General features: G+C 43.6%; 13 protein-coding genes. 10 read left to right on the top strand and 3 right to left on the bottom strand.

Annotated features, from left to right (window positions below):
• Positions 1-57 precede the first annotated feature (57 nt).
• From MAMP_RS01045 to MAMP_RS01065, 5 genes are all read left to right on the top strand, one after another.
• Positions 58-786, top strand: coding sequence for a Slam-dependent surface lipoprotein (locus tag MAMP_RS01045; RefSeq protein ID WP_007144107.1), 729 nt, complete (start codon positions 58-60; stop codon positions 784-786).
• Positions 787-861: 75 nt separating this feature from the next.
• Positions 862-2,370 carry a surface lipoprotein assembly modifier gene (locus MAMP_RS01050; RefSeq protein WP_007144108.1) on the top strand — a complete coding sequence of 503 codons (1,509 nt, stop codon included), beginning with the start codon at positions 862-864 and terminating at the stop codon, positions 2,368-2,370.
• Positions 2,371-2,382: 12 nt separating this feature from the next.
• Positions 2,383-3,687: a tetratricopeptide repeat protein gene (locus MAMP_RS01055; RefSeq protein ID WP_007144109.1), complete on the top strand. Its 1,305-nt coding sequence runs from the start codon at positions 2,383-2,385 to the stop codon at positions 3,685-3,687.
• 80 nt (positions 3,688-3,767) lie between these two features.
• A complete protein-coding gene (locus MAMP_RS01060) occupies positions 3,768-4,376 on the top strand; it encodes a biliverdin-producing heme oxygenase (protein ID WP_007144110.1) in 609 nt (202 codons plus the stop codon).
• Positions 4,377-4,379: 3 nt separating this feature from the next.
• Positions 4,380-4,778, top strand: coding sequence for a YbaN family protein (locus MAMP_RS01065; RefSeq protein ID WP_007144111.1), 399 nt, complete (start codon positions 4,380-4,382; stop codon positions 4,776-4,778).
• Here MAMP_RS01065 and MAMP_RS01070 read toward each other — a convergent pair.
• Entirely contained in the window at positions 4,753-5,259 is a 507-nt protein-coding gene (locus tag MAMP_RS01070; protein WP_007144112.1) for a sigma-70 family RNA polymerase sigma factor, read from the bottom strand. The two genes, MAMP_RS01065 and MAMP_RS01070, sit on opposite strands and share 26 nt — an antisense overlap.
• A 221-nt stretch (positions 5,260-5,480) precedes the next feature.
• Positions 5,481-6,590 (bottom strand): helix-turn-helix transcriptional regulator, encoded by a 1,110-nt coding sequence (locus tag MAMP_RS01075; protein WP_007144113.1) that lies wholly within the window; start codon positions 6,588-6,590, stop codon positions 5,481-5,483.
• Between the two features lie 105 nt (positions 6,591-6,695).
• Here MAMP_RS01075 and MAMP_RS01080 point away from each other — a divergent pair, with 105 nt between their 5' ends.
• From MAMP_RS01080 to MAMP_RS01100, 5 genes are all read left to right on the top strand, one after another.
• On the top strand, positions 6,696-8,753 hold the full coding sequence (locus MAMP_RS01080) for a TonB-dependent receptor (RefSeq protein WP_040576311.1): 2,058 nt from the start codon (positions 6,696-6,698) through the stop codon (positions 8,751-8,753).
• Between the two features lie 348 nt (positions 8,754-9,101).
• Entirely contained in the window at positions 9,102-9,383 is a 282-nt protein-coding gene (locus MAMP_RS01085) for a hypothetical protein (RefSeq protein ID WP_007144116.1), read from the top strand.
• 12 nt (positions 9,384-9,395) lie between these two features.
• On the top strand, positions 9,396-11,030 hold the full coding sequence (locus tag MAMP_RS01090) for a PepSY-associated TM helix domain-containing protein (RefSeq protein WP_040576117.1): 1,635 nt from the start codon (positions 9,396-9,398) through the stop codon (positions 11,028-11,030).
• Positions 11,031-11,139: 109 nt separating this feature from the next.
• The gene (locus MAMP_RS01095; RefSeq protein WP_007144118.1) at positions 11,140-11,805 is read left to right on the top strand and encodes a pyridoxamine 5'-phosphate oxidase family protein; all 666 of its coding nucleotides are present in this window, start codon (positions 11,140-11,142) and stop codon (positions 11,803-11,805) included.
• 37 nt (positions 11,806-11,842) lie between these two features.
• Positions 11,843-12,280, top strand: coding sequence for a hypothetical protein (locus MAMP_RS01100; protein WP_007144119.1), 438 nt, complete (start codon positions 11,843-11,845; stop codon positions 12,278-12,280).
• Positions 12,281-12,359: 79 nt separating this feature from the next.
• Here the strand turns inward: MAMP_RS01100 and MAMP_RS01105 are convergent, their stop codons facing one another.
• Entirely contained in the window at positions 12,360-14,798 is a 2,439-nt protein-coding gene (locus MAMP_RS01105; RefSeq protein WP_007144120.1) for a TonB-dependent receptor, read from the bottom strand.
• Between the last annotated feature and the right edge of the window lie 23 nt (positions 14,799-14,821).

A 14,821-nucleotide genomic window follows, 5' to 3' on the forward strand; every position in this document is an offset into this window, starting at 1 on the left:
CAAAAAAAAGCAGTGTTACCGAATAACTAACTATTTTTTAAATACGAGGACAATATGATGAAAACATTACAAAAACTATCAATTCTTGCTTTAGCTTTAGGTCTAAGTGGTATGGCTCATGCGACAGAATCAGGTCAAAGCTATTTAGGTGATATAACTGTGGGTGGAATCACTAGTACTATTCCTTCACACCCTGGAACCATCGGGGCACCAGGTGTTGGCGTTACTGCTTTTTATGGTGGTGCAATGGTAAGTTTCTCAAACCTTACCAGCATGGTTAGTGCTGATGGCAATGGTATCTACACCATTACGCCGGCCATGATGCCGCCTTCTCACGCATCTCTGGGTAATTTTGATTTCGCTAAAGTATCAGGACAGGAAGTCTATTTTGGTGAATGGTCACAAAATGGCACCACAAACGATCCAACCCGTGTGGTTTATTACTCAGGTGATGACACAGGCACCACTATGCCAACTACTGGTACAGCGGCCTATACCGTTAAAGGTATCAACAATTACAACGGCTCTAACTTACTGACCGGTACGCTGAACGCTAACTTCGGCACTGGCAACCTATCCGGCTCAATGAGCAGAAGCGGTCTAAGCATTGCTATCAATGCATCAATTAACAGCACAGATGCCAGCTTCTCAGGTGCCGCTTTAGCTAATAGCTCAACTATGGGTACCACTGAAGGCCACTTCTATGGTGCTGATGCTGCCGCTTTAGCAGGGATTGCTAAATTTGCTAACCGTAATTATGACACTGCTTTTGGTGGTGCTAAATAATCATTGTTAGTTCAAGGATGAAACATGGCCAGATGCTTTCGGGCATCTGGCTTTTTCCTTTTCATGAGTTTCAACATGATTTTTGATGTATACCAATCTTATCGTTATCCCATATCAGTGTGGATAGCATTTTTGTGCCTGACCGTTTTATCGATCACCAGTCAGAACAGTTGGGCAGATGATAAAGACACGTCTCTCCGCTTAAACCAAGGAATCGAGTTACGCGCTGATCAACAAGAGCAGGAAATCCTGAAAGATGAGGACTATTTGCGAGGTGAACGGCCCAGTTTAATCATTGATGGTCAGTCATACACCGTTCAGCACAACAGTAATGATGTCGGCCGTGCCTTGTATGTGTCATTGCAGAAAAAACAGTGGTCGTCGGTGAAGTTTTTTCTGCAAGAATATGAAGAATTTGCTGATGCAGATCCTATGCTGCTCGCCTATGCACGGGGTGCTATTGCACGAATGGAAGGTGATCTGGAACAGGCAGAAACAGAATACCGCCAGCTTATCGACTTAAAACCCGACTTTTTGCCCGGTCAGTTAGAACTCGCGCGCGTGCTGTTTGAAAATAGGAAAGATGCAGAGTCAGATCAGGTGTTTGGCAGCATTCAACAGACATTAAATCCTGCCGATGCACGTCAGCAAGGCGTTAGCACCACGGTAGATAGTTTTTTGCAGGCTTTAGATAAACGCCAGTCATGGCAAGGTTCCTTTTCCATTGGCCCAACCTGGGTCGATAACTTAAACCAATCCTCTGAAAGCTACAGTTGCTTACTCTATTTTGGCAATGTCTGCTTTTACGAACGTGAGACACCCGAAGCGGTGAAAGCACATGGCCTGGATTACGAAGCCACACTGAATAAACGATTTGCTTTATCAGGCCATCATGGTGTGTTTTTCCGTTCATTATTATTTGGTCAAAGTTATAAAGATCATTCTGACTTCAATGAAAGCCAAATCACCTCACAGCTAGGCTATAGCTATCACGCTCAACGTAATCAGTTTTCATTCGCCCCTTCTTTTGATTTCTCACGTTATGGTCAGCGCTCCATGTATGGTGCCTGGGGTTTACATAGTGAGTGGTTACATTATGTGTCTGATCGTATGCTGTTTAAACTCGAAGCCGACTACAAAGATCAGCAGTATCGACAAGAAGACTATGCTGCTTATAACGGTGATATCTGGTCAGCTTACGCCACCGCCTGGTATGTATTTCCTCACCTCTGGACTGTCTTTGGCGGTGTGGACTGGACGCAAAAACAGGCTGAAGTGGAACCCTATGCCTATCAGCAAATAGGCATCAGAGCTGGTCTGTCCAAAAAATTCAATGAAGACATTAACGCCGTGCTTTTTGCCTCTGTGCGTCAACGCAAACATGATGAATTTAATGCCTTACTTGGTGAGCAGCGTGAAGATATTGAGCAAAACTACACACTTATCGTGCGTTTCCCCGGACTGAGTTTTTATGGGCTGGAACCTAATCTCACCCTGAAGCATCGAAAAGTGCATAGCAATGTGAACTGGCTTTATTCCTATGAACGTAATGCTGTGAGCCTCCGACTTGAGAAACAATTTTAATCGGGAAGATTTATGTCACGCATCCTTTTTTATCTGTTTTTATCGTTTTATTCTCTATATGCCAGTGCTGCCGATAATAGCTGGCAAACTCTACAAACACAGGCGACTGAAGCATTTAAAGCAGAAGATTATCAAACAGCTGAAACAACCATAAAACAAGCGATTGCCGTTACAGAAAAAGCTGATAATGGGGCGGCCTATAAAGCCAGCAGTCTTAATTTATTAGCCTTTATTCAGGAGGCACAAGGTCAACATGAACAGGCAATGACAAGCTTATCAACCGCGGTGACCTTGGCAAAACAAGCCCTAGCCTCACCAGATGAGCAAATAGCCACCTTATTATTTAATCAGGGCGTATTACTGCAAAAAAATCATCAGCTAAATAAAGCCGATAACGTGCTGGATGAGTCCATAGAACAATTCCAGCTCAGCCAGAGTGATGGTGATGGCAAGTTGTGGCAGGCCATTTTATTAAAGACGCAGATCCTGATCTCACTAGGCAATCAGCAGCAGGCATTACATCTGGTTTCAACCACTTTATCTGACTTAATGGAAAAAGCAGGTACTCAATTACCCTTATCGGTAGAAAGCGATTTAGTGTTATCAGCCGCTAACATTCAATTAAAAGAGGGTCAGTATTATCAAGCCATCACCTCACTTGAACAGATAAAAAAGAAACTCAATGGTGAATCAAAATTGGCCGCTGAACAGTTGCCAGAGTTGCTGAATTTACTCGCCATAGCCTATGACAAATCTGGTCAGACAGATAAAGCAGCTTCAATCCGAGAGCAAAGTCTCAATGCACAAAATGATAGCCCCGCCTCGATGGCAACAGTGATGCAGCTCAATGAATTAGGTTTATATCAACAGCAACAAAACCATCTTGAGCAGGCAGCACAGTATTATCAGCAAGCCTTGTCACAACTGAAGTTATTGGACAAAGAACACAGTATTGAACAAGCCACCATTTTAGGTAATCTCGGCGCGTTACAACTGGCGACACATGATACAAAAGCGGCTGAAGCGTCTTTATCGCAGAGCTTAGCGTTATATCAAAGTATGCAGGAAAGACCTGTTGAGGCAGCAGGCATTGCCGGTTATCTCGGCACTTTGTATTACAACAAACGACAATTTGCTAAGGCCGAAACGGCTTTTCTAACCGCCGTAGAGAACTTGCAAAAGACCCAATCTACAACAAATGAAAACATGCTACTGGCTTTACAAAATATACAGTCGCTTTATATCGCTTGGGATAAGCCTAGTAAAGCCGCTCAGTACAATCAAGCCATCCAGAAGATTAAACAACTACTTCAATAAAAATCAGCTGCTGCATTACGGAAATCAGCGTCTGCTTCGGTATATCAAATAACACAGACTTTTATTTACAGGATAAACCGATGACAGACCAACTCACTCTTTCAAACGCCTTACGCAGCGAAACACATGACTTACATGAAGTACTGGATAAACGTGTGATGCAATTAAACCCGTTTGCAGATAGCGAACATTATCGGGGCTTTCTGCGTATGCAATTACGTCTTCATACTGCAGCAGAACCGCTATATCACAACAGCAATCTCTTAAACTTACTGCCTGACCTCAGCGGTCGCAGCCGTCTTAATGCTGTTTTAGCAGACTGTGAAGATGTTGAATTAAATAAAACGCTGCTCAGCGAAGATCAGCGTATTGCGAGCTATATCAGGATCGCAGATGAACATGAAGGCATTGGCTGGTTATATGCGTTGGAGGGCTCAACACTGGGCGCGGCGATGTTACTCAAACATGTCAAAAACCAACTGAACTTATCTGAAACCTTTGGTGCCAGCCACATGGCAGCACACTCGGACGGACGCGCCACTCACTGGAAACAGTTTAAAGCGATGCTAGACCAACTGGAGTTAACTCCGGCACAACGTGAAAAAGCAATAACAGGGGCAACACAGGCTTTTATTTTTGTCACTGATGCCGTTAACGATGTAATGATAGATGATGCTATAGCGAGTTAAACCATGGTTATAACGTTATTGTGGCGCTTTTTCGCACTGATTTTTCTCGGTATTGCCTTCGCAGGCGTGATATTACCGGGCTTACCCACTACCGAGTTTCTATTGATGGCGCTCTGGTGTTCGGCAAAAGGCTGGCCACAATTACACCACTGGTTATTACATCATCCGCGGTTTGGTCACATGATTCAGCAATGGCAGCAACACCGGGCGATACCCCGACGCGCTAAAGTGATAGCTCTAGTGTCGATGACGATAAGCTGCTGTCTACTGTTTTTAAGTGGACTGCCTCTCTGGGTGAAATGTGTTAGCTCAAGCATGATGGTGGCCGTATTGTACTGGTTAATTACCCGGCCAGAGCCATCAAATGATACAGAAGTTAGTCAGATGAAATTGAAGCAGTAAGACACGCCTGTAAGCCTTTGGCGATATATTTTTCAACCGAGGAGACAGACACATTGAGTCGCTCGGCAATGGCTTTGTAGCTCATGCCATCCAACTGTCTCATCAATAAGGCTTGACGCACATTGGCAGGCAGACGATGTAATAAGCTATCAATTTCGGTCAAGGCTTCTATCATCAACGCCTGAGTTTCAACCGAATGGGCTGTGTCCTCGGGTTGTTGTTTCAGATAGTCCAGATAGGCTTCTTCCACACGCCGACGGCGAAACACATCAATAACCAGCCCTTTAGCAATATGTGTGAGATATTTACGTGCATCTTTTTGCTCAGGTAGTCGACCACTTGTGAGTATCCGTAGATAGGTATCCTGAATCAGATCAGCCGTGGTCTCTGGACAACCCATTCGCCGCTGAATAAATACCGATAACCAACCACGGTGCTCCAGATACAGATTCTCGATTGTGTCTGTGTGGGTGGCACGCATGATGTTCTCCTTAAAAATAGCTATATTTACAAATCTTAACGAGAATCATTATCATCTATAAACTGAAAAATTGCAAATGCCACTTTTAGATAATAGCTAATTGATTTTTATTGGATTTATTCCATCCTAGTCACACCTTTATTGCTAATCAGAATAGCTTAAGTATGGATAAATTCTGTTATTCGTTTTTTAACTGAGATCACACCATGTTTGCCGAATCATCAGGGCAAAATGGTGGCAACCAGTTCTGAAGGAGTGAGTTTGAAGCGTTTTTTAAAGGCAGTAATAAAGTTTGACGGGTGTCCATAGCCTGCAATAAAGGCGGCTTCACCTATGGATTTCTTGTCGACCAATAATGCTTTTTTTGCCATATCCAGACGTCGTTGACGACAGTAGTTATTCACCGTCACCCCATAGGTCGTTTTAAATTTACGTTGTAAGGTACTCACACTCAGCCCTATCGCTGAAGACATTTCTGCAATGGTCATGGATTGCATCATCATGTCATCAATTTGATGTCTTAGTTGGTTTTCCTGTGATGCAGTTGCATAGGATTGATCTGTATTTTGTGGTCTTTCTGCTCGATGAAGTAGGGTTAATACCTTCAAGTTTTCAGCGATCAGTTGAAAGATGATCGCCTCTTTCAGTAACTCATCCTGAAGAGATGTGTGTTGGGCTTTAAATAAATAATCACTGGCCAGCTTTGCAACAACATCAGAAGCTTGCCAATGGTAAAAAGCAGCATGGTCATGAAATAGCTGTTGAATATGATGCCTTTCGTCTGGTGTAGTCGCTCTTTGCTCAAGCCATTGTCGTTCGATAAATATATTCAGTTTATTCACATGCATACCGCATTCAAAACGGCGACTAAGCACTTCAGGTTGGTTAATAATAAAAGCGGAACATTCCACACTGCCCTCACCAAGACAACCTAGCTGATAGCGTTGTGAGCCAAGCGAAAATGACACTTTTCCATCAAATAAGATAGTCATGCTGATCGCCGGAGGCAGTTCTGCAAAGCTGGTTCTATCCGACATTTCTATTAAGTTACCGGCATGCACAGACAGACCATGTCGATCAAAATGATGATGAAAGAGGCCTTTTAGAATGACTTCATCCTGAGCCGTGTCTTGTGAAAAACTGACGTAACGTACATTCATTCGATTCAGCTCAGACAGATAAACCATATTATCCAGTGTTGCCGTCACCTGATTGTCTTGTTTGTTTGACGAAGAGTCATTCTGTTCGACATCGGTAAAACCTGAGTCTTCATCTGATACCCCTATTTCATCTGACTGATGATTTTTCATAACACTATGACGTTTACTCATAACTCTTTTAAGGAACTTAGCTGTTAGCCTCATTATATAATGATAATGATTTTCATTTACAAAAATAAGAAAGAAATCGTTCAACGCTTATTGTTAAGGGGATTTATGAAAAAACATATTTTAACAGTCACGATCTACGCATGCCTCAGTACACATGTGCTGGCTGAGGACAACACAACTCATCCGATAGACAAAGCAAATAACCGCGTGCAACTCAACAATATTGTGGTTAAAGGTGAAAAAGAAACAAAAACCCTGAAGGACACCTCCTCCTCCGTCGCTGTCATCCATGAAGAGGAACTCAATAGTACTCAATATCAGTCGTTTCAGGATGTCATCGCAACCGTACCAAACGTCGTCGTTGAAACTGGAGCCGTGCCAAATGTTCGTGGCATCACAGGTAATGGTGCTGCCGGTGGCTTTCTCTCGGTCACTGGTGGAGCCAATGCTAGATTCACCACACTGATTGATGGGGTAGCACAACCCTTTGTCGCCGATCTTACGGGTAGCTCAGGATTATGGGATTTGGAACAAGTTGAAGTTTATAGAGGACCACAATCGACAAATAATGGCCGTAACAGTATCGCCGGTGCGATGTATATCAAAACGAAAGATCCCTCTTTCGATTGGGATGGAGCAGTACGCTTAGGCTATCGTAATAAAGATAAGTACTTTGATAAGGCGGTGATGCTTTCAGGTCCAATTATCGAAGATACACTAGCCTTCCGGTTTGCTGGGCAGGCTGTTGATGGAGAAACAACAACCAGTAATGAACCATTTAGCACCAATCCAACCAACCTAGATTTAAATGAACTGGATACTCAACAAGGTCGGTATAAGCTACTTTGGACACCAACTGATGACTTTAAGGCCTTGTTTACGTATTCAAAATATAAAGAAGAAGGCGATGCTGGCAGACGTTACTTCAGAAATGATGGTGTGGGTGGCTACAATAAAATTGACTCTTTAATTCGCGATATGGACACCGAAAACGAAACATTTAGCCTCGACATGTCATATCAACTCAACGACAGCATGTCAGTCGATATGCTCGTATCTAAAATGAATTACCAACTTAGTTTTGATAGCTATGACCCTCTCCCTTCCTCAAAGCAATCTGCCAACTTTAGTGAAGATAACAAAGACGTCGATCTCAAACTCAATTTTGGCCAGGATAGTAACGTTTTCAATGGCTTAATAGGACTCTCATATTTTAAGCGTGATCAATCCATTAAAAGTCTTGGTGGCAGCGTTTATTCTGGAGATGATGACAGCAATGCCAAAGCACTCTACTCCGAACTCAATTTTGGTTTGGCAGAGAAATGGATCTTAACCACTGGGCTTCGCTATCAAAAAGAAGAGCAGGATCGTCATTTCGATTATACCTCTCGTAACATCTCTGCAGACTTGAAAGAAGATAATAAAATTTTGTTACCTTCTGTCGCGCTTAAGTATGCATTTTCAGACACCTCAACTGTCGGTATAAGTTATAGAAAGGGATATAACTCAGGCGGTGGTGCATTAGACATTACTGCCGGTGATTATTATTACTACGATGAGGAACGTGTGGATACATACGAAATCTTTAGTCGTAATGAATTTGATGATGGCCGATATACACTGAATGCCAACCTATTCTTTAATGAATATGATGGTTATCAGGGTGTTTCCAGCCGTCGTATCATTAATATCGATACTGCCGAAACCTATGGCGCCGAGTTAGAGGGTGTTGCATGGGTAACTGATGATATTGAAGTGACAGCCTCATTAGGACTATTACACACTGAAGTTATTGATGGTGGTGATGACTACACATCTGCGACGGGCAATCAACTGAGCACGGCACCGAAAAAAACAGCCAACCTCGGGGCAACCTACTTCCTGACCGATAATTTTAATTTCGGAGGCAATATTCAATATATCGGTGGCTATTATGGTGATATTGATAACTCGGACGATCAAAAAGTAGGCGGTTACTCCGTGATCAACCTTCGAGCAAACTATGAAATAGGTCAATTATCACTTTCTGCTTACGTCAACAATGTAACAGACAAATATGCTGAGCGTGTTGTTTACCCTATTACCGCACAATATACACAAGGCTTTAAGGATGTGATTGACCCTCGTACAGTGGGTATAGCCGCCACATATTCGTTCTTTTAAGTCTTAAATCACAGCAAAAACCAAGCAGCCGTTATCGAAGGCTGCTTGGTTTTTTTCGAGAGCCTATAGTATGTCCATTTATTCCTATGTCGCATTACTACTATCGTTTGCCGGATGTGTGTGTGTTTATTTAGCATCGCGGCATCAACTTTGGTTAAAAAGCACCATAACCTGGCCCGCGCCAAGGCTACGTCATAGCGGATTGATACTGCTCATTATAAGTCTGATGTTAGTCATCAGCTCAATGCAGGCGGTAGCGGGCGTGTTCATGCTCATGGTCTGGGTGATGCTACTGCTTGTGTTATTTCCATATGTAGGTGCCTGGAAATCACTTAGGAGAACACGCTAATGGCTGACTCTTCATTTCGAACAGACTGGCTCAGTAAATCCCTAGCCGGCATCCTTTTAGGCTTTTTGGCAGCGATGGCCATCTGCGGTTTATTTTTCCTGCTGCCACTGCCCATCGGGCCAAGTGCCGAAGCCCAACTGATGATGTGGTTAGTGGGACCTGTCTGGCTTGCATTACTGAGTACCTGCTTTTTATTTCGCTCTGGCACTCGCGCCTGGTTTTGGCTGGGACTGACTAATGTCGTGCTGTATGCACTGTATTTTTTATTTAAATTATTCTGAGATAAATCCCACATGAAAGTAAAAGCAGACATTCTTCGCACCTATAGATCGCTGCATACGTGGGTTGGTATTGTCAGTGGCATGGCATTGTTCATCGCGTTTTATGCGGGCGCATTGACCATTTTTAAAGAACCCATCAGCCATTGGGCAACGCCTCCCCTTCAGCATTCAGAGTCAATTAGTTTATCTGCCGTTCCTTCTGTGCTTGGCCGAGTTATAAAATCCCACCCGGAAGCCGCTCAGCGCATACAATTAAACCTAAACCCTGAAACACATCACACACAGCAAATCATGTGGACAGTCGAAGGTGAAAAAGGCGGGGATCATGATGTTTCCTCACTGCGTTATTTCAGTGCACAGTTGGATGAACACCAAGACTTAGTCACGACAGAAGTTTATCCAGCCACTGTTGCTCAATTTATTGACACCCTCCACCGGGTTGTAGGTCTACCTGTAGACAGTGATCCAAACCGCTGGATTATGGGTATTTTTGCCATTTTGTATACCCTGGCACTGGTATCAGGTTTAATTATTCTATTACCCATTTTGGTGAAAGAACTCTTTGCTTTCCGTCTAGGCAGAAAACCAAAGCGGGTCTGGCTTGATGCCCATAATGTGGTGGGTGTGACCAGCCTGCCCTTTCACTTGATTATGGCGATAACGGCCTTTGGGTTTGCTTATCATGATCTTATTTACGATGCACAGGACAAACTCATTCACGAGGGCCAGTTGCGTCAGGCATTATTTTCCAGTGCACCCAAGCCGAATCCTGAACAAAGTACGGATCCCGCTACCATGCTATCGCCAGAAGAATTACTGGCAACCGCCAAAGAAATCGCCCCGTCATTTGTCCCCTATCAACTGGAATATGCAGGCATCACCACGCCGCGGGCCAGCGTGATGATTTGGGGAAATGATGCTGATGCTATCACTCCCAGAGCACCAGGCGGATTTATCGCAATCAATCCATACAGTGGTGAGGTGCAATCTACCGATTATTTACCCGGTCAACAACCAGGAGAGATGATTGCTGTTAGTAGCTTCTTTGCCTTGCACTTTGCCACCTTTGGCGGCTCGCCAATACGTTGGGCTTATTTCATTCTAGGCTTAGCTGGTGCATGGCTGTTTTATACAGGCAATTTATTGTGGGTAGAAAACCGACGTCGTCACAGCAAGCCTGATGGCAGGCTGTTTAATCAACGCAAAGATGTCAAAGTCATGGCCTCACTCACGGTTGGAATTTGTCTTGGCAGTGTCTGTGGCATCTCGTTGATGCTGGCCAGCAGTAAATGGTTGGCATTAGAAGCACAGGCCACATACCTCCATTTCCAATGGGTATATTACTTGACGTTTTTTGCCACTATTGCATGGAGCTTTATTCGTGGAGCCGCAAGAAGTTTAGTTGAATTGCTCTACGCTGCTGCCACTCTTACTGTCGCCATTCCGGTTACCAGCTTACTTAGCATCATTATTCCATCAACAGGGCTGTGGATGCATACCGATTTGAATACATTGATGGTCGATATAGTGGCTTTCATCATGGCTGTTGGCTTTGGATTATTAGGACGAGCGACATATAAACGTGTTTATCACAGTCAAATCATTGACAGCGTCTGGTCTTACCGACCTGCACTTCGCTCTTTATAAAATAGGTATAGAGCAGAGGTTTTAATGTTGTATTTGCCCATATCGTCACCAGATGTTTATATACAATGGAGGCTTATTAAAAACAAATAGAAACACAGAGAGAAAATGTATGAGCAGACTCTATAATGATAAACACCGCGCCCTTCAAGATAGTTTCAATAGCCGTGAACTGGCTGATCGGGTGGAGGAAGTCGCCCTTGTCACAGAGATAGATGACAATGCTAAAGCCTTCCTTGAAAGTCGCGATATGTTCTTCCTGACCACGGTTGATGAGCGTGGTCGGCCAACCGTGTCTTATAAAGGTGGCGAAGCTGGACGTTTTATCAAAGTGCTGGATGAAAAAACGATTGCCTTCCCCAGTTATGACGGCAATGGCATGTATTACTCGATGGGGAATATTCAAGGCAACCCTGAAGTGGGTTTATTATTTATTGATTTTGAGAAACCACATCGAATTCGTGTGCAAGGTAAGGCCATCGCCTCAAGTGACGATCCACTTATGGGAGAGTGGAAAGAAGCTGAAATGATCGTTCGGGTAACAGTATCTGAACTGTGGCAAAACTGCCCGCGTTATGTTCACCGCTATCAGAAAGTCAAAAACTCCCGTTATATTCCTAAACAAGAATGCAAAACACCAGTCGCCGCCTGGAAACGCGTTGATATGATGCAAGATGTGTTACGTGAGCATGAGTTAAATCAAGTCGCCGATGAAGGTGGCACCATGCCGATTGAAGAATGGATGGGTTATATTCAGTCTGGGGATGAAAGAGCATAACGTCTCAGCAACTTGATGCTGAAAGCAAAGTCCAAAGATGCATAGCCGTGATCATATTACACACTATGAAGATCACCATTCAGGTAAGTTGAGCAGGAAAGGTTTTAAATTAATGAAAAAAGTGGCCTTGTTGATTGCGTTTCTGTTGCTCATCATCGGAGCCTTAAGCCTGATGCCATCCAATGCGACCATCACCTACAATGGCGAGCAAGTTACTAGCCCCTTAAAACATCTCATCGAAGCCGGTGGCATCATTTTTGTGCCCATACTCTTACTTTGTATGGGTATATTATTGGCTTTTATGTTCACAGGCATTGGGCTTATCGTACTGGGTTTCCTGGTTTTTTTCTGTCTCGCCTCTTTTTCTATGGTCTTCCCTTTTCTTCTGCCATTACTCATCCCTTTGTTCATTGTCTGGCTTGTCTTCGCACTCACACGCAAAGATAAAACCAGTGACGCCGTTAATTCAAAATAGAAAACAACGTTATCTGTCTAATTAATAAATAGGTCTATCAATGACATAGCCATCAAATTGATGGCTATGTCATCTCTTTCTAGAAGTCCAGCGAATAACCAATGGTTAATGTTCGGCCACGGCCTTTAAAGTTACGGGTATCTGAGCCATAACTGGTTTGGGATGAGTAGCTGAAATAATCCTTATTGAGCAGGTTTGTTACTCCAGCATGGATCTTACCGGTAGAGAGTTTATACGCCATAGTGGCATCAATCAGGCCATACGCTTTGAACTGTTCTTCATCATCCCCGGCTTCTTCGTCGAAGTTACGATCAAAGTTATAACTGGCTTGTACAAATGAGGACAGTTTAGGAGTCCATTCAGCCTGCCAGCTGGCAATTAATCGATTGGGTGGAATATTTTGGCCATTCAGATCACTATCGACTTTACCATCTCCGTCAGTATCATGTCGGCCACGAATATAGGAATAACCTAAGTTTAGTTTATGGTCATCATTCACTTTCCAACCTAAATTGGCTTGTGCACCATTGATTTCCTGTTTTTCACGATCAATCGTGTAATCCGTTTTATCGGCGTTAGCTGAGAGTGTAGAACCCAAGTCAGAATCAGATTCATAATAACTGACTTCTAAATTCACTGATTCCCAATTAAAACGCAGGCCAACTTCCCTATTCGTAGTTAGAATGGGTTTCAAGTCCAGCAGGCTTTCAACACTAGCGTTAGACACTTCAACACTGCGCAGCACTCGTCCAACATCAGGCATACCAAAGCCTTCGGAGTAGTTAGCAAAGACACTCATCCAGGATAAAGGACTAACAACAATCCCACCGTTAAACAGTGTTTCACTATAATCAGGATTACCACCTTGAACCGTTACACCACCACCTTTAGCAAACACTGTTTTGTATGTATCTACATTTATTTCCGTATTTTCATAGCGAACACCAGCATTTAGTACAACCTTATCGATTGGCTTAAATTGCAATTGTAAAAAAGGAGCATAATTTTTATGAATGATTTCTGGCGCATAACGTCGTCCAGTCAGTGCCAGGTTTTGTGAGGTGTTATCTCTTAATAAGTCCAGGCCTGTCGTGACTTTTAACTTATCATCAAACAGGCCATCTTTGACTAAGGTAAACTTTGCCCCCTTCTTCACGGACTCAGTTTCAGTCTGATCAATTCTGTCAGGCGCCAATATCGGATCATAAAAACTGCTAGATCCTAGTGCACCAAACAATGCTTCAAACTCTTGTCTGTATGCCTGGGCGGTAAATTCCATCCCAGCTAAATCGTAATTTTGATATTTCATACTGGTGGTTAACACCCGATTGTATGGCGCCTCACCGACAGGGGTTCCTCTAACTGATGTGGTCGGTTCACCTTTTTCAATATCACCATCAACGCTGACATAATCATTGCCACCTTTGACCTGATAACGGTTGAGGGAAGCTTCTATGTGCTGATCATCGTCTATCCAGTAACCCAACTTGGTGAACAAGTCATAACTTTTCGAGTTCATAATGTCACCCTGCACATTATCTACCCCGATTTCGGTGCCATCCGCATCCAGAAACACACCTTGTCTTTCATAACTCAAGCCCAAGGTATATTCAAAGTCATTTTTGCTGCCACTCAAGTTGTAATCCGTGCGATATCCCGAGGTTTCATCACCAAACTCACCGGTAGGTGTCGTCATTTGCACATTCATGCTTTGTTTGAGTGTGTCCTGACTTGGGCGACGAGTAATAAAGTTGATAATGCCGCCTGTCGCACCTAAACCATGAATGGCGCTGGCACCATGAATCACCTCAACGCGTTCGACCATGGACATATCAATGGTGTGGCCATCACGCTGGCCGTCACGCAGAGGATTACTTTGCGGGATTCCATCAATCAGAAATAATGGCGAACGACCACGGAAGGTTTCACCACCACTGGTGAGCTTCTGACGACTTGGCGAGAATGAAGGCAACAAGTTACTCAGAATCTGAGAGGTGTCACTACTCATCTCCATTTGCTGTTCAATCTGCTCACGATTAATCACTGTGACCACTTGTGGCGAATCTTTTAGTTGGGTGTCAGAACGTGTTGAGGTGATCAACATATCGTCTAATTCAACACTTTGTTTTTGTTTGGGTGTGACGGCAACAGGTGCTGATTTTTTGCTAATGGAATAACTGCCATTGGCTAATAAGGTCGCCTGTAAACCAGTATCAGCTAAGAGCTGAGTGATTAACGTAGATGGCGTGGCCGACCCCTGAAATCGGCCGGCCTGAATACCGGCGACGACATCTGGGCTAAAAGAGACCGTAATCCCACTTTGTACAGCAAACTGATTGAGGGCTGATTCAAGTGATCCGGCCTGAATATTAAAACGTTGTTGTTGAGTCACATTGTCTGCATGACTGATGTTGATAATAAGATCGGTGCTCACCAAAGCAGTAGTTAGCATTCCTGCCATGACGAGTTGTCGACTTAATGGCGATAAGCTTAAGGGTAAGAAATAGGCGTGTTTCATTCTTGGTCCTGTTAATTAATTTA

Origin of the sequence: Methylophaga thalassica MP, from assembly GCF_000214595.1 — a bacterium.
Lineage (GTDB): Bacteria > Pseudomonadota > Gammaproteobacteria > Nitrosococcales > Methylophagaceae > Methylophaga > Methylophaga thalassica.